The sequence below is a fragment of the Peribacillus sp. YIM B13472 genome (assembly GCF_042788005.1).
Classification (GTDB): domain Bacteria; phylum Bacillota; class Bacilli; order Bacillales; family DSM-1321; genus Peribacillus; species Peribacillus simplex_E.
Genome location: NZ_JBHZPG010000006.1, coordinates 41,936 through 59,347 on the forward strand (window position 1 = coordinate 41,936; position 17,412 = coordinate 59,347).

Annotated in this window: 13 protein-coding genes; 1 reads left to right on the forward strand and 12 read right to left on the reverse strand. The window is 43.0% G+C overall.

The features are described from left to right. Nucleotides 1–90: 90 nt before the first annotated feature. The 9 genes from meaB to ACFX4I_RS06710 form a co-directional block, all read right to left on the reverse strand. Entirely contained in the window at nt 91–1,218 is a 1,128-nt protein-coding gene (meaB, locus tag ACFX4I_RS06670; protein WP_377419746.1) for a methylmalonyl Co-A mutase-associated GTPase MeaB, read from the reverse strand. Then, nucleotides 1,218–3,410 (reverse strand): methylmalonyl-CoA mutase, encoded by a 2,193-nt coding sequence (gene scpA / locus ACFX4I_RS06675; protein ID WP_377419748.1) that lies wholly within the window; start codon nt 3,408–3,410, stop codon nt 1,218–1,220. Before scpA ends, meaB begins: the two co-directional genes overlap by 1 nt. Before the next feature lies 1 nt (nt 3,411). Then, nucleotides 3,412–5,289, reverse strand: a complete 1,878-nt coding sequence (locus ACFX4I_RS06680) for a methylmalonyl-CoA mutase family protein (RefSeq protein WP_377419750.1) — start codon at nt 5,287–5,289, stop codon at nt 3,412–3,414. 675 nt (nt 5,290–5,964) lie between these two features. Then, nucleotides 5,965–7,251: a dihydrolipoamide acetyltransferase family protein gene (locus ACFX4I_RS06685; protein ID WP_377419752.1), complete on the reverse strand. Its 1,287-nt coding sequence runs from the start codon at nt 7,249–7,251 to the stop codon at nt 5,965–5,967. A 26-nt stretch (nt 7,252–7,277) separates the two neighbouring features. After that, nucleotides 7,278–8,261, reverse strand: a complete 984-nt coding sequence (locus tag ACFX4I_RS06690) for an alpha-ketoacid dehydrogenase subunit beta (RefSeq protein ID WP_061463982.1) — start codon at nt 8,259–8,261, stop codon at nt 7,278–7,280. 12 nt (nt 8,262–8,273) lie between these two features. Further along, complete coding sequence (locus ACFX4I_RS06695; RefSeq protein WP_230303896.1) at nt 8,274–9,269, reverse strand: thiamine pyrophosphate-dependent dehydrogenase E1 component subunit alpha; 996 nt, start codon at nt 9,267–9,269, stop codon at nt 8,274–8,276. 24 nt (nt 9,270–9,293) lie between these two features. Continuing rightward, complete coding sequence (lpdA, locus tag ACFX4I_RS06700; RefSeq protein ID WP_377419754.1) at nt 9,294–10,715, reverse strand: dihydrolipoyl dehydrogenase; 1,422 nt, start codon at nt 10,713–10,715, stop codon at nt 9,294–9,296. Nucleotides 10,716–10,846: 131 nt separating this feature from the next. Continuing rightward, entirely contained in the window at nt 10,847–11,944 is a 1,098-nt protein-coding gene (gene bcd, locus ACFX4I_RS06705; RefSeq protein WP_230303890.1) for a Leu/Phe/Val dehydrogenase, read from the reverse strand. A 369-nt stretch (nt 11,945–12,313) separates the two neighbouring features. Continuing rightward, nucleotides 12,314–14,371, reverse strand: coding sequence for a sigma 54-interacting transcriptional regulator (locus tag ACFX4I_RS06710; protein WP_377419756.1), 2,058 nt, complete (start codon nt 14,369–14,371; stop codon nt 12,314–12,316). Nucleotides 14,372–14,576: 205 nt separating this feature from the next. On the opposite strand from ACFX4I_RS06710, the gene ACFX4I_RS06715 reads away from it, so the two are divergent. Continuing rightward, entirely contained in the window at nt 14,577–14,813 is a 237-nt protein-coding gene (locus tag ACFX4I_RS06715) for a DUF2627 domain-containing protein (RefSeq protein WP_283931906.1), read from the forward strand. 43 nt (nt 14,814–14,856) lie between these two features. Here the strand turns inward: ACFX4I_RS06715 and ACFX4I_RS06720 are convergent, their stop codons facing one another. From ACFX4I_RS06720 to ACFX4I_RS06730, 3 genes are all read right to left on the reverse strand, one after another. After that, a complete protein-coding gene (locus ACFX4I_RS06720) occupies nt 14,857–15,591 on the reverse strand; it encodes a glycerophosphodiester phosphodiesterase (protein ID WP_377419758.1) in 735 nt (244 codons plus the stop codon). A gap of 71 nt (nt 15,592–15,662) precedes the next feature. Continuing rightward, nucleotides 15,663–15,830, reverse strand: a complete 168-nt coding sequence (locus tag ACFX4I_RS06725) for a hypothetical protein (protein WP_377419760.1) — start codon at nt 15,828–15,830, stop codon at nt 15,663–15,665. After that, nucleotides 15,817–17,202: a flagellar assembly protein A gene (locus ACFX4I_RS06730; RefSeq protein WP_377419762.1), complete on the reverse strand. Its 1,386-nt coding sequence runs from the start codon at nt 17,200–17,202 to the stop codon at nt 15,817–15,819. The genes ACFX4I_RS06725 and ACFX4I_RS06730 overlap by 14 nt, the downstream gene beginning before the upstream one ends. Between the last annotated feature and the right edge of the window lie 210 nt (nt 17,203–17,412).

The following is a 17,412-nucleotide window of genomic DNA, read 5'->3' on the forward strand; positions in this document are numbered from 1 at the left end:
GAAGCGAGAATCATGTGTGAAACAACAAGACTTACAAAAGGATGGGACATGCTAGGAGACATTCCACTCATGCCCCATCCTTTATCTCTTTTAATTTGATTTAAATGTTTCTGTAAAAGATTCAAAGGCCTGCTTAACAGCAGCAGTGACCGTTTTATTCCCTGACATCACTTGATTCTCGAGTATAGGGAGAAGACCTTTGACGGTTTCGTTTTTATAAAACATCGTTTTAAGCTGGTGATCAATCAAAGAATAAAGCCATTCCTTAGATTGCATTCTTCTCCGTTCTTGAAAAACACCCGATTCCTTGGTCATATCGGAAAATTCATTCAATACATCCCAAAGTTCAGGGATTCCTTTACCGGTTATGGAGGAACAAGCATATGCCTTTCCTGCCCATCCCTTTGTTGCTGGCTGAAGGAAGTGCAAAATTCTGCTATATTCGGACTTCGTCCTAATCGCCAGCGGAATGTTCTCTCCGTCGGCTTTATTGACCACAATTCCGTCCACAAGTTCCAGAATCCCTTTTTTCATCCCTTGTAATTCATCTCCGGCACCTGTTAGGACAAGGAGCATGAAGAAGTCGACCATACTGCGAACTATAGCTTCACTCTGACCGACACCGACAGTTTCTATCAGAATCACATCAAATCCTGCCGCTTCACAAAGCAACATCGTTTCCCTCGTTTTGCGGTGAACTCCGCCTAGAGTGCCTTCGGATGGTGAGGGTCTTATGAAGGCATGGGGGTTTCTTGCCAGTTCCTCCATCCTTGTCTTATCACCTAGTATACTTCCGCCATTGATCGAAGAGCTTGGATCGACGGCTAAAACGGCAACCTTATGACCCCTGTCACATAAGTATGTTCCGAACGTCTCGATAAAAGTACTTTTTCCGGCACCGGGCACTCCGGAAATCCCGATGCGAATCGAGTTCCCTGTATGAGGAAGGATGGCATGCAATAATTCCTGTGCATGATCCAAGTGGTGGGATGCATTGCTTTCAACCAATGTAATCCCTTTAGCTAGCTTGGCCCTGTCCCCTTTTATGATTCCCTCTTTAAGTTCAAGGACCGGTATGTTTACATTATGCTTTTTGACGAATTTGCTTTTTGAAGGCTTGTTTTGGCTGGCTGCTAATTCCACACCTGGCTTTAATGAAGAAGCAAAACCTTCCTGATTGTTAAGATCGACCCATTCCGGCTTCTTGTCTTCACTCATTATTGGGCCACTTCCTCATATCCGAGGCGATTGTATATTTCCTGAAGCACTTTCTTCGCTGCCTGTGGAATGACCGTACCAGGTCCAAAAATGGCTGTAGCCCCATTTTCCATTAGGTAATCATAATCCTGTGCAGGGATGACGCCGCCTACGATCACTATAATGTCCTCACGGCCCAAGTTCTTCAGTTCCATCATAAGCTGCGGCAACAAAGTTTTATGGCCGGCAGCAAGCGAACTCATTCCGACTACATGCACATCATTTTCCACGGCCTGGATGGCTGTTTCTTTCGGTGTTTGGAATAATGGACCGATATCGACATCATAGCCTAAATCCGCAAATCCCGTTCCTACTACTTTAGCTCCACGATCATGACCGTCCTGACCCATTTTAGCCATTAACAAACGCGGTCTTCTTCCTTCATTTTCAAGGAACTCTTCCGTCATGCGGACGACTTCCTCGATTTCCGCTTCTTTTGAGTATGCAGAGCTATATACGCCGCTGATAGAACGGATCGTTGCTTTGTGACGTCCAGCCACCTCTTCGATCGCATCGGATATTTCACCTAATGAAGCGCGTACTCTTGCAGCTTGAACAGCCAGTTCAAGAAGGTTACCTTCGCCAGTTCTGGCAGCCATGGATAGCGTTTGAAGAGCTTCATCCACCTTTGCCTGATCACGTTTCGCTTTTAATTCGCTCAAACGCTTAAGCTGACTTTCGCGAACTACCGTATTATCAATCTCCAGTATCTCAATAGGATCTTCTTTTTTCAAACGATACTTATTGACGCCTACGATCGTTTCAACTTGAGAATCGATTTTAGCCTGACGCTTTGCAGCTGCTTCCTCGATCCTCATTTTTGGAAGGCCGGTTTCAATTGCCTTCGCCATTCCACCCAGACCTTCGATTTCTTCTATGTGAGCCCAAGCCCGTTCGATTAATTCATTAGTGAGCGATTCTACGTAGTATGAACCCGCCCATGGATCGATTACTTTTGTGATCCCGGTTTCCTCCTGCAGATATAGCTGTGTGTTACGTGCAATTCGTGCCGAGAAATCAGTTGGCAAGGCAATGGCCTCATCCAATGCGTTCGTATGCAGGGACTGTGTATGCCCAAGTGCAGCCGCATGCGCTTCAATAAGGGTCCTTGCGACATTGTTAAACGGATCCTGCTCGGAGAGGCTCCAGCCTGAAGTTTGGGAATGCGTCCTCAATGCCATCGCTTTATTATTTTTCGGTTCGAATTGTTTCATCAATTTGGACCAAATGAAACGGGCTGCCCTCATTTTCGCCACTTCCATGAAATAGTTCATTCCTACAGCCCAGAAGAATGACAGGCGTGGTGCAAATTTATCGATATCAATACCTGCTTTCATTCCGGTACGTGCATACTCAAGCCCATCCGCCAACGTATAGGCAAGTTCGATATCAGCCGGCGCCCCCGCTTCTTGCAGATGATAACCGGAGATGGAAATGGAATTGAACTTGGGCATATATTTGGATGTATACTCAAATATATCAGCTATGATTTTCATGGACATTTCTGGTGGGTAGATATACGTATTCCGTACCATGTATTCCTTTAAGATGTCATTTTGAATCGTGCCTGAAAGCTTATCCTGTGTTACGCCTTGTTCTTCAGCTGTCACGATATAAAATGCAAGGATGGGTAATACAGCACCGTTCATCGTCATTGACACGGACATCTGATCAAGCGGAATGCCGTCGAACAGGATTTTCATGTCAAGAATGGAATCAATGGCAACTCCCGCCTTCCCCACATCTCCGACAACGCGTGGATGATCGGAGTCATAACCGCGATGTGTAGCTAAATCAAAAGCAACTGAGAGCCCTTTTTGCCCCATCGCCAGATTACGCCTGTAAAACGCATTGGATTCCTCAGCAGTCGAAAAACCTGCATACTGACGTACCGTCCAAGGACGATTGACATACATGGAAGGATAGGGCCCTCTTGTAAAAGGAGCGATGCCTGGCACACTTTCCATATGCTCCAAATCGCGATTATCTTCCTCAACATAAAGCGGTTTGATTTTTATTTGTTCATTGGTTTCAAACAGAAGATCTTCAATGTTTTTCCCAACTGCTTTTTCGGCTTCCTTTTTCCATGCTTCCACCGTACCTTTAATCTCAGACTTAGCAGGATTTATAGCAGAAAAATTCGGTCTTTTCATTTCAGTTCACCCCCAGCTTTTGCAATAATTTCGATAAAATGGATATTGCATTCGTTTTAACATGGATAAAATCTTTGACTCCGGCTTCACTTAGTGTAATCTCCAATTCTTCTTTTTGCTTGCCGGCACAATAAATAGTGATTTCAGGGAATTGCTTTTTAATTTCTTTAATGGTGACTGGCGCTAATTCCGAGTAGTCAGCATCACTGCCGCAAACACAATAGATAGGGAGCTTGGTCCCAGCTACATAATCGACTGTTTCCTCAACGGTTTGACACCCCTTACTGCCGATTGTTTCCATACCACCTGCTGCAGCAAGACTTTTAACGAAATCTGCACGAGGTTTATAGGATTTGAGATTTTTCAAATTAATCAAACCAATAGTTGGAGCCGTTCCACTTATTTCTTTATACTTTTCGCTGCGTAGTCTTATCTGTTCGAACTGAATGGATACCCGATCGAAGTCAAGCGGGGTAATGCCAACGGGCTTCTCCACTTTCATATATGACACATTGTTATTCCGTGTCGGGGTTTTAACCTTATCAGCGGGATTCGGATAGACATTCGTTCCGATGATGCTTTCTTTTCTGAAAGCTGCATTTTGGACTCTTCCTTGGTAAACGTCAGCTATTTCTTTCTGAAGGGCGCCTTGTTTTATTAGCTCAAGAATCCCTCCAACTGCATCGATTTCAAGGAATTTCGCCCAAGCCTTTTCAGCCAATTCATCCGTGAGTTGCTCTACATACCATGAACCGCCAGCAGGATCGACCACTGTTGTGATATTTGTTTCTTCTTTTAAAATCAAGTGAGTGTTACGGGCAATTCTTTCTGAAAAATCATCGGTTTCACCAGTTGCGTGTGTGAATGGATGAATTTGAAGATATTGAATGCCTCCAATAGCTGCAGCGAAAGCTTGGTTTGTGGTCCGAAGAATATTGACGTGCTGATCATATAGCGTTTCTGTCAACTCGGAAGTAACGGCATGTATCGCCATTTTAAAATGGTCCGATGCTGTATCGAAAGCTTCTGCAAGTCCTGCCCAAAGCCTTCTGGCAGCCCGCAGTTTAGCGATGGACATGAAGTAATTTGAATCCAAAGCAAAAGAGAATACTATTTTTTCGGAAACCGAAGCAATAGAAAGCCCTTGTTTTTGACCTTCCAATAGATATTGGACGGCAGCCGATAATCCGTAAGCTATTTCTTGTACGGCACTAGCTCCCCCATTATGATAGACTGCCGCATTAATCAAAACTGTTTTTAAATCCCTGCCCACACTCTGATAATCTTGGATCGTCTTCAGCCAGTCTGCAAAATAGTTATCCGTATCTTCTGGCAGCTGACCGCAAATGAGCCATTCAGCAATGGGATCTTCAGCAATAACGCCTGTCAATTGGGTATTTTGTGCTTCGGCAACAGCTTTGAATTGAGGGAATAATCCTTTTTGTTTCCCCTTAAGGTCAATGAAAACCGGGATTTCTTTTAATGGGATATCCTTAAACAATCTTTCTGCCCTTGCGCCCTCGGCAAGCAATCGTGCAGGGTATGCCACGACATTTTGACCGCGCTTGAATGAAGCCTTCATCTTTTCATTTGCTTCTTCAGCCGTGATACCGCTTACAGGTTGAACGACAAGCCAAGGTTTTTCGTGATATCCCGTTGGGGACGTTCCTCGGGTGAAAGGGGAAAATCCTGGAAATTCAGCTACTTTTTCCGTTGAATCCGCCTTTTCTGTATAGAGCGGATATAAAGTGATGCCCTCATATGTATTCGTTTTTAATTTCTCTACACTTTTCCCTTTTAAACTTGCTTCCGCAGCTTCTTTCCACTCTTCAAAAGAAGGCTTAGGAAAGGTTATGTTTTTTACATCTTTCAGTTCCATTTGTAATCGCTTTCTTATCTTCTGCCGTATCATACGCCCTGTCCTTTCTTTGAGAGAACGAACGCTCAGTCAGTTTTGGATAAGAAAACCACCCTCCCGTCAATTTGATCTGGATTATACTAACATTCTACCATAATTTTCTTGAAATTTAAGACAATAGAAATTAGCAAATCTGTTATTAGGGAAACAACTAGCCTATTTCGCCTTTTCTAAATCAAGTACAGCCCCTGATCTGTATTAGAACAGCTCTTAATAAAATAATAGCAAAAATAAAATTTTTGTCGATGTTTTTCTACGGAAAAGAGAAATGACAGGGTCTAAACTTTGGCGATCGACTTCGGCATAGCAGCTCTCACCAAATAGAAAAGCAAGGGGAATCAATAACTGCTGGACTAAATGATGATCAAGAACTACCATCATCACACTATCAATTTTTTTTAAAAAAGGTGATTGGAACAGGTGTGCGAGACTCCAACGGGAATAGCGCGTCCAAGGAGGGACCCCACAGGAGCCAAGAGCGCCGAGGGCGGACCCGCACGGGAAATCGAGTGCCTGGAGTTCCATTCAACGTGCAAATTGTACCAATCAAAAAAAACTGTAGGCAAACTCTCGATTTTTTCATCGAGTTTGCCTACAGTCTGAAGGAATAACCTTGCGGCCTTCCTTTTCTTCATTTTAGTATATGGAAGTGTTATCTTTGGTAATCTTTTCGATGATTTCTTTAACCCTTGCAAGGAATCGTCCGCATACCAGTCCGTCCAAAACACGATGATCAAGTGATAAACAGAGATTCACCATATCTCGTACTGCAATCATATCATTTATGACCACTGGACGTTTTACAATCGTTTCAACTTGTAAAATGGCCGCCTGTGGATAATTGATGATTCCCATGGACTGGACAGAACCGAATGAGCCAGTGTTATTAACAGTGAACGTACCACCTTGCATATCCTCTGCTTTTAACTTACCCGCCTTCACTTTGGATGCAAGTTCCTGTATCTCCCTTGCTATACCTTTGATTGATTTTTCATCGGCATTTTTAATGACCGGTACAAATAAGGCATCTTCGGTTGCAACGGCTATCGATATATTGATTTCTTTCTTTTGTATGATTTTTTCGCCTGCCCACATCGAATTTAGCTCTGGAAATTCCGTAAGGGCTTGAGCAACCGCTTTGACGAAAAAGGCAAAGTACGTTAAATTATAGCCTTCTTTTTGTTTAAACTCGGATTTAAGATTATCACGCAACTTCACCATATTGCTTGCATCAACTTCCACCATCGTCCAAGCATGCGGAATTTCATGCTTACTTTTCAACATATTGGACGCAATTGCCTTACGGATGCCGGTAACAGGTATTTCCTTGTCCCCAGCCGCAGTCGGCACGTTAGGTACTGAACTGGTTTGGCGATTAACTTGAGGGGCGATCTCTACAGGAGCCGAATCGGATATTGCGGAAGGCTCATCCGCCTTAGGAAGATTCCCTGATTCAACAAGTTTCAGTAAATCTTTACGGGTGATCCGTCCCTCATTCCCCGTTCCTTTAACTTTTGAAAGATCGATGTCATGCTCCTGGGAAAGTTTTAACACAGCTGGCGAATAGCGAGCTTTCCTTGATGGTTCGGCCGACGCTTGCTGCACATCTCTTGTAACAGGTGCATCAACATTTTCCTCACTATGAGAAACTTGCCCAGCATTTCCGTTATCCGTCTTTGCCGTTTCAACTTCAATCGAGCAAATGACTTCCCCGACTGCCAATGTTTGATTCTCATCCGCTTTCAATTCCTTGATGATGCCGGTGAAGGAAGAAGGAACCTCAGCATTTACTTTATCCGTCATCACTTCAGCTAACGGGTCGTATTTCGTGACATGATCCCCAGGCTTCACAAGCCATTTACTGATGGTTCCCTCTGTGACACTTTCGCCTAGTTGAGGCATTTTCATTAATTCCATAGCCATAAATCGTTCCTCCTTCTTAACAGTCATTAATACTCAGCCAATTCCCTCATAGCTTTTTCCACCTTATCTGGATTCACCATAAAATGTTTTTCCATCGTAGGCGCATATGGCATGGCAGGTACATCAGGTCCGGCCAACCGTTTTACAGGAGCATCCAAATCAAAAAGGCAATGCTCGGCAATGATGGCTGCGACCTCACTCATGATGCTTCCTTCTTTATTGTCCTCCGTAACCAGTAAAACTTTCCCCGTTTTAGATGCCGCTTCTATGATAGCATCTTTATCTAAAGGGTAGACGGTGCGCAAGTCAAGAACATGTGCAGAGATTCCATCTGCAGCTAATTTTTCTGCTGCCTGAAGGGCAAAATGCACACAAAGGCCATAGGAGATGACAGTAATGTCTTCCCCTTCCCTTTTCACATCCGCCTTACCGATGGGAAGTACATAATCTTCAGTCGGTACCTCACCCTTGATCAAGCGATATGCGCGTTTATGTTCAAAGAAAAGCACTGGATCTTCATCGCGAATGGCAGCTTTAAGCAAACCCTTTACATCATACGGAGTGGAAGGCATCACAATTTTCAAACCCGGCTGATTGGCAAAGATCGCTTCAACCGATTGTGAATGATAAAGAGCTCCATGAATTCCTCCTCCATATGGGGCACGGATTACCATAGGACAGCTCCAGTCATTATTGGAACGGTATCTAATCTTGGCTGCCTCTGAAACAATTTGGTTAATGGCAGGCATGATGAAATCAGCAAATTGCATCTCAGCTATCGGCCGAAGACCATACATGGCGGCTCCAATTCCCACTCCTGCAATTGCAGATTCAGCGAGCGGTGTATCGATGACCCTGGCTTCACCGAATTGGTCGTATAAACCATGAGTGGCTTTAAAGACCCCACCTTTTTTTCCAACATCCTCTCCCAATACGAATACACGGGAATCACGTTCCATCTCTTCCCTCATTGCCATTGTCACGGCATCTATATAAGAAATCACTGGCATTCTATTACCCCCTTACTTTTGTGCATACACATGATTCATAGCACTTTCAGCCTTCGGATATGGAGCATTTTCAGCATAATCGGTTGCTTCGTTTACTATCTTCATGACTTCATCATTCATTTGTTTCTCAAGTTCATCATCCATGATTCCCACTTCTTTTAAATACGCTCCAAATGTCATTATGGAATCCTTCGTTTTGGCTTCGGCCACTTCGTCCGCAGTACGGTAGCTTCGGTCATCATCATCACTTGAATGAGGCGTGAGCCTGTATGAAACGGTTTCTACCAGTGTAGGGCCTTCTCCCCTTCGTGCACGGTCAGCCGCTTCTTTCACCGCTGCATACACTTCCAATGGATCATTGCCATCCACAGTTATTCCAGGCATCCCATAGCCAATCGCCCTGTCGGAAACATTTTCACACGATAGCTGTTTCTCAATAGGAACTGAAATCGCATATTTATTATTTTCACACATGAAAATGACCGGTAGCTTGTGCACACCTGCAAAGTTGGCCCCTTCATGAAAATCGCCCTGATTGGATGAACCTTCCCCAAATGTTACGAATGTCACCAAATCCTTACCTTCCATCTTCCCTGCAAGGGCAATTCCAACAGCATGCGGGACCTGTGTCGTTACAGGCGATGAACCAGTGACGATCCTATTTTTCTTTTGACCAAAATGTCCAGGCATTTGGCGCCCGCCGGAATTGGGATCTTCCTCTTTCGCGAAACCTGAAAGCATCAAGTCTTTTGCGGTCATTCCGAAGGTAAGAACCACACCTACATCCCGATAATAAGGCAGTACATAATCCTTTTGCCGATCAAGCGCAAACGCAGCCCCAACCTGTGCAGCTTCTTGCCCTTGGCAGGAAATCACGAAGGGAATTTTCCCGGATCGGTTTAAAAGCCACATGCGCTCATCAATTCTGCGGGACAAAAGCATTGTCCGGTACATATCTAAAACCGTTTCCTCATTTAAGCCTAATTGTTCATGACGATTCTCTACCATCATAAAACCTCCTGACCTTATTCTTTATGAATGAATGGCACGTCCATCGACAGCAAGGGCCGCCTCTCCGATTGCTTCAGAAAGACTTGGGTGCGGATGAATTGTCTTACCTATCTCCCAAGGTGTCGCATCAAGCACTTTTGCAAGTCCCGCTTCTGAAATCATATCCGTAACATGTGGCCCGATCATATGAACGCCCAGTATATCATCCGTTTTCTTATCGGCGATAATCTTGACAAAACCATCCGCTTCCCCGAAAACAAGGGCCTTACCAACTGCACGGAATGGGAATTTCCCGATTTTAAGATCATAGCCTTCCTTGTTTGCCTGTTCTTCCGTCAAACCGACACTTGCAGCTTCAGGGCTTGAATACACACATTTGGAAATGAGCGAATAATCCAGCCGTTCCGGTTTTTGGCCTGCTATATGTTCAACGGCCGTAATACCTTCATGGGAGGCAACGTGAGCCAATTGCAGGCCGCCGATACAATCACCGATTGCATAGATATGTGATTCCTTCGTTTGGAAGAAGTCATTGGTTTCAATAAAACCTTTTTCTTTCACAATTTCCGTATTTTCAAGGCCGATCCCTTCAACATTTGCTGATCTGCCTACGGAAACCAGCATTTTTTCAGCTGTGAATTCCTCTACCGAACCTTTGACTTCTGCAGAAATGGAAACTGAAACATCCGTTTTCAGGGATTCAGGCAATACCTTGGCACCTGTAACGAATTTGACGCCTTTTTTCGTTAGGAGACGAAGCATTTCACTGGAAATATCATGGTCCTCGGTCGGGATGATTCTATCTGCATATTCCAGTACTGTCACTTCCACACCAAAATCATTGAGCATCGAAGCCCATTCAATGCCGATAACTCCACCGCCTACAATAATCATTGATTTTGGCAGGCTCTCAAGCTTTAGAGCTTCATCCGATGTAAGCACCAATTCCCCATCAATCGTTAAACCGGGCAGTGTCTTCGGACGCGAACCGGTAGCAATGATGACATTATGAGGAATGAGCATTTCATTTTCACTGCCATTATTCATTTCCACGGAAATAGTACCAGGCATCGGTGAAAATATAGAAGGACCAAGTATACGCCCTAACCCGTCATAAACCGTTATCTTTCCTTGTTTCATCAAGTGCTGAACACCTTTATAGAGTTGATCGACCACTTTATTCTTTCTTTCCTGCACCTTAAGGAAGTCTACCTTTACATCCCCGGTAACAATACCGAATTCCTCACTTTTCACTGCAGTCTGATAAACTTCCGCACTCCTTAAAAGTGCTTTCGAAGGGATACAGCCTTTATGTAGACACGTACCGCCGAGCTTGCCTTTCTCCACGACAGCCGTTTTCAATCCTAATTGAGCAGCCCTTATTGCCGCCACATACCCGCCTGTTCCTCCTCCGAGGATAACGAGGTCAAATTCTTCAGCCAAAACCACTCCTCCTCACAAATGCATACTATTTATCCCATTTTTACTTGCCCTATGTTTATTACGTTATCCATGTTGAAAATTCCTGTGTTTATTAAAAAAAACACAGGAATCTATATCTTGTACAATTACATTCATTTTCTTCCATTCAAGATATGTTTTTCATTTTGCAAGAATTGGCTCCTTGAATTCCTCATGCGAGCAATTCGCTCCTCTGCCATCCTATCCGCTGCCTTATAAGTTGGTATTTGATCACGTTTTGCAATCTCGATGACTCTTTCAATTGTATCATAAACCGTTTCCACTTTCTTAAGGGCTCTTTCCCGATTATACCCTAGAAGCTCATCGGCTACGTTTATGACTCCACCTGCATTAATTACATAGTCAGGTGCATATATAATACCTTTTTCATGAATTTGATCGCCATGAACAGGTTCCTTTAATTGATTATTGGCAGCACCTGCAATGACCTTCGCCTTGATTTGATTGATTGTATGATCATTTATGACAGCCCCTAATGCACAAGGTGCATAGATATCACAGTCGACTCCATAAATTTCATCAGGATCAACTGCAGTCGCCCCAAAGGATTCAACCGCACGGGCCACGCTTTCTTTATTGATATCCGTAACGATCAGCTTGGCGCCCTCCTCATGAAGGTGACGGCATAAGTTATAAGAAACATTCCCGACGCCTTGGACCGCAATCACCTTGCCTTCTAAGGAATCAGTTCCGAATGCCTCTTTTGCAGCAGCTTTCATACCGCGAAATACCCCATAAGCAGTTACAGGGGAAGGATTCCCCGAAGAACCGAATGCAGGGGAAATCCCAGTGACAAAATCCGTCTCCTCATGAATGAGATCCATATCCTCAACCGTTGTACCTACATCTTCCGCTGTTATATAACGCCCATTCAGCCCTTGGATATACCTTCCGAATGCACGGAACATTTCTTCATTTTTATCCTTACGGGGATCGCCGATGATGACGGTTTTTCCCCCGCCTAAATTCAAGCCGGCAGCTGCGTTCTTATATGTCATTCCTCTTGAAAGCCTTAAGGCATCTTCAATGGCATCTTCTTCAGATGCATAAGTCCACATCCTAGTGCCTCCAAGCGCAGGCCCTAATGTCGTATCATGAATGGCAATAATCGCTTTCAAACCCGATTGTTTATCCTGACAGAATAACAATTGCTCGTAATCATACTTCTCAAGATATTTAAAAATTTCCATAAAGGAATCCTCCCTAGATGTTTTAATACATATCAGATATGAGGACACTGAATTACTCCTCATTCTTACTTGTTACTACGTTCATTTTAAATAAAATCCGCTACTAGCATGATATTTTCCCCATGGGGAATGGTTCCCTTGAAAGATCCATGCACTTTTTAAATATGCAAATAACATGCCAATAAAATACATAATGAGAGCCTTTTTATCCAAATAAAGGAGATGCTGGTTAATATGTTGGGCAACTATAGCCTATAACAAATTCAAAAAAATTTCATGTTAGAAGTGGAGTCTCGCTTAAATTAAAATAAATCAGAAAATTCCGCGCAGTTTTTTTCATAGTATGCAATTATTTGCGTGCAAGAATTTTCACAGTTTTAGTTTTTCCATTTTGTAATATAGATTTCTAACTGAAATCCCCAGCGCTTTTGCCGTAAGTGTTTTATTTCCCTTGTGGGTATGGAACGCTTGCTGAATGATTTCGGCTTCATACTGGTCTATTATCTCCGAGAGCGTTTTCCCCGATACGTAGCCAGAAGGCTTCATTAATAATTTCTCCTGTTTTAATGGAATCTCTTCAATAAAATCCGGAATATGATCTATATCAATGACCGTCTCGTTCAATTTCATGAAAATGATTGCCCGTCCTAAGATATTTTCCAGTTCCCTCACATTTCCTGGCCAGTTGTACATTTGCATTTTATGTATAGCTGCTGCTGTAATTCCCTCTATGCTCCGTCCATACTCCTGATTGATTTTATTAATCAAATGCTCCGCCAATTCTCTTAGATCTTCTTTTCTCTTTCTTAATGGTGCAATGAAAATGGGCATGCGGTTCAGCCTGAAATACAAGTCTTCCCTGAATGATCCGTTTGCGATGGCCTGTTCAAGATTGATATTCGTAGCGGCTATGACCCGGACATTGATGGGGATCGGCTTCGTCCCCCCCACTCTGATGATTTCCTTTTCTTGTAATACCCGAAGTAATTTAGCTTGGATGTTGGCTGGCAATTCACCAATTTCGTCCAAAAAGATACTCCCTTGATTTGCCTCTTCAAAAAAACCGACCTTTCCCCCCCTACTTGCCCCAGTAAAAGCTCCTTCATCATAACCGAACAGTTCACTCTCAAGTAATGATTCCGAGATGGCCGCACAATTTACCCGTACGAATTTATTGAATTTCCTATCGCTCGCATTATGGATGGCATGTGCAAATAACTCTTTGCCAGTCCCTGATTCCCCTCTTAATAAGACAGTAGCAGGTGTTCTTGCCGATAATTTCGCCTGTTCAATGGGAAGCTTCATCTCTTCGGAAGCCCCAATTATATCATCAAAGGAATATTTAGCCTGCAATGTCCGGATAATCTGTCTTGCCCGATTCAGTTCGTGGGTCAAGGCTTGAATTTCCGATACATCATGAATGACGCCAACGCTCCCTTTCAGGCACCCATCCACAATGATTGGAGCAACATTCACGATCACTTCCTTATGTTTTGGGCCGACACGCATATTGACACCCCGCACAGGCTTTTTTGTCTGAAGCACTTTCATATGCATACTTTCACCTTCGTAAATATCGATGGAAGCCGGCTTACCGATCACTTGGCTCTTTGTTAAGCCGGTGATTCTTGTATATGCCGGATTGATCAAAAGCCCCCTTCCTTGATCATCCACAACAGATATGGCTTCATCACTGGATTGAATGATCGCCTGGAGCATCGTTTGTATCTCTTTTAAATCAGTGATCTGCTCTGCCAATTGTACAGCTTCCGTTTTATTCCTAAACACGGAAAAAGCCCCTATGATTTCTTTATCGGCATTCACAAGAGGTATCCTTGTCGTTATGAGTTCCATCCCATTGCTAAGGGTGATTTCCTGATTTACTTCTTTTTGGTTCGTTTGCATCACTCGCAGCAATCCAGTTGAAGGGATGAAATCTTTGATATGTCTGCCTATCACATCTTCGCGCTTTGTATCAGATGCACGTTCCGCACTATCATTGAACATGATGATGAATCCTTCATGATCAATCACCACCATCCCTTCACTGGTCGTATTTAGGATCAAGTCCATTTTTGCCGAGGTATTCTCCAATTTACTTATTAAACGATTTTTCTCTTCAAACAACTTAGTCATAATGTGGGCGACACTTCCTGGAATGAGAATCGTTTGTTCGCCCATGTCCCTTTTTATCTTTTTATAGACAGATGGGTCTCCGGTCGTATCAAATATGATGTCCAAATCCCGCTCCAATCCCATGCTCCAATCAGTCACTGTAGGAATCCTTCGTTCCTTTGCGGCAAGCATCCCTTCAGCGGATTCATTCGTATCAGCCATACAAACAATGGAGAATACTTCACTTTCCGATAGGAGCTTCAACACGGTTGTCCCTCCCACTCCTCCCCCTACTATCATGACCTTTTGCATGAGCCATCCCCCTTAAGATATAATTACCCCTTTTAATAGTTCATTCCCTGCAATTTTTTTCATACTCCCAAACATTTTACCATATCGGTACCCTTTAAAAACAGCCACCAACTCCCAGTCATTATCTAGATTCCCGAAACTTGACAAATAATTTATATCCTTTATCATTTTTTAAAGACGGAATTTTCGGAAGGGATTTGACCGCATGAAACGTTTAATCGCTTTTTTGATTCTTTTTATACCCGGTGCCTTTGCTGCCTATGGCATAAAAATAATGAGGGACATGGTGTTCGGTATTTTACAGCCTCCCTATCCAGTCCTTTGGCTGCAATTTTTAATAGGACTGCTCATTACCATTGGCGGAATCGCCTTTATCGCCGGCTTCGTCCTTCATCGAGATCGAAAACAAAATAAGGTTCAAAGCAGATTCACTAAATTTTAAACGTAAATAGAAGGTGCCATGTATCATATGGCACCTTCTTTCTTTATCTTGATTTCAATCCTTCTCTGATCCGTATGGCTGCCTCGGGAAAATCGGTTATGATGCCGCTGCACCCCAGTTTGAATAACCGCTTCATCTCGGCTTCTTTATTAATGGTATATGGCCTTACAGGAACACCCATACTCACCGATGCTTGAATTAGTGCATCAGGGGCAGCCCGGATATTTGGGTGGATTGCACTTCCGCCTATTGCCTTGGCATATATCCACGGCATGTATAGAACATCCCTATACAGGGGTGCGGTTTCCAAATCAGGTGCCAATTGATGGCAATTGACCAAACTGTAATGATTGAAGGAAGAAAGGATCACTCTTTCCTCCATTTCATAAGTACGGATGAGCCGGATGACTTTCTCTTCTAAGCCTGGATACAGAAAAAGCGTATTTTTCAATTCAATATTGCAAAAAAGCTGATTATCGTAAAGCCAAATAAATAGTTCTTCAAGCGTCGGAATCTTTTCTTTACCCAATTTACCCTTATGGGTTGCAGAAGCATTAAGTGTTTTCAACTCCATCAAGGTCCGGTCTTTTACATACCCCGAGGCATTCGTGGTCCGATCGAGCTTTTCATCGTGAATGATGACCACTTCTCCATCTTTCGAGAGCTGGACATCCGTTTCAATTCCGTCCGCCCCGACACGGGCAGCTTCTTTGAACGCCGACATCGTATTTTCCGGATGTGTTCCTGCAGATCCTCGATGCGCAAAGATTAAGGTCATGATGAAAAGCCGCCTCTCTCAATAATTGTTATAACCCAATTTTATGAAAGGAAACAGCAAATTATTTTCATCTAGATCAATCCTTCAATCAAAATGCAGGTGATTATTTTCTGCATAGAATGTCCCTTTCGTAAACCACTCAATTTCTTTTCCAAGCTTTTGATTTGCAAGCGGGTATCCGGGAAGGCCATTTGACCAATCGTAATTTCCCCTTCACCTTTTGATTCAAGCATGTCCATGATTGACTTCCGTTTTTCGTCCCATTGATATATTTGAGACATCATTCAATTGTCCCGGAGACATTTCATATACATCCAGATTTTCCTTTATTGATTCAAGTTTCATTATTTTTGATTTATATAAAAGCAAAGTCTCTTTCAATTCTTCTTTTAAAAGATCACGGTTAAATCCCTTCACGTTTATTAACGTTTTCCGTTCCATTCGATTCCCGAGTACAGCCGCCCTCACTTTTCCATGCGCTTCAATCACGCCACCGATTAATTTCCCCTTCTTTTCATCCGTGAAGATATTTTTGGCTTTCAGGAAACTCCCCAGCGAATATGATCCTATATGTATATTTTCCCCTGCTGATAAGTGGCATTCGTTGGCATGTTTTACAAAGATGTTCCTTGCTGCAGATATTTTGGACACACCTCTACCAAATATCCCCCCTTTAATGAATACATCCCCCTCCATTGACTTGATTTCCTTCACATTACTTACACCAAGCTCACTTAAAATGGAAATATCCTTCGTAGCCGTCACGGAAAAATGATCGATAACCGTACCTTTAATGGTCACACTTCCATCAAATTCGATATTCCCTGTTTTATTGCCTATATCACCGTCAATCAATAGGTGATCACCTACCGCGATCTTCCCTTCCCTAAATTGCACCACACCATCAATCAATGCCCTTAGAATGATCTTTCCGTCTTCCTCGATAGCAGCAACCGTTTTTTGATCATATAGAAGTTTCTTATCCTTTCCTTTCCTGGGCAAGGCTATCTCCCCTGTAATTCGCCTCCCCATCTCACCAGATGAAGGCGGTATCCTTTCCCCCAGCCAATCCCCCCTTTTCACTTCATCAAGAAAACTCATATCATAATAATCAGCTTTCCCATCTTCACGGACCGCTGGTTTTCTTTCCGATCTTTTAAAATAGGTAACCACTGCATCTTTGGCATGGACTGGTTCCATTCCTTTCGCAATAACTGTTTGCTCTTTGATGCTCAGCTCATTTTGCAAGACATGCATTAAAATCCCTTCGGTAATACCTTCACTTTGAAGACTCTCTAAAATATTCCACATAATTACTGAATAGTTCTCTTTCAGGTAGTTTTCTGAACAATTGAGTTTTACACTTGCGGACATTTTATCAGCTGCTATGTCCAACTCCGTAATCGGTTTCCGTCTTCCCACTTGAATTCTTTCCCCGCTTGCCTCTGTCAGTGCACCCTTCAAGTCTTTGACGTTCTCAAGCATGATTTGCGGAAATTCCAACAGGATAGGATTCAATTGAAGAATGGAAAACCCTTTTTGAAAAACGGTGATAAAAACCATATCTCTATCCGCTTCTAATACAAAATGCCCATATTTTTCATAAATCATTTACTAACCCTCCTTTCCGCATGGTCATATATACCTATAATTATATATCTAAAAATTAAGAAAAGGGAGCCATATAGCATCTACTTCGCCTAAAATCGCTTTTTCAACCAAACAAAAACGCCTTTTATTTATGGGATTTCCTTCAAAATCCAATAAATAAAAGGCGTTTAATTTTTTTTAACCGGCGTAAAAAATTTGAAGTTGCCGATT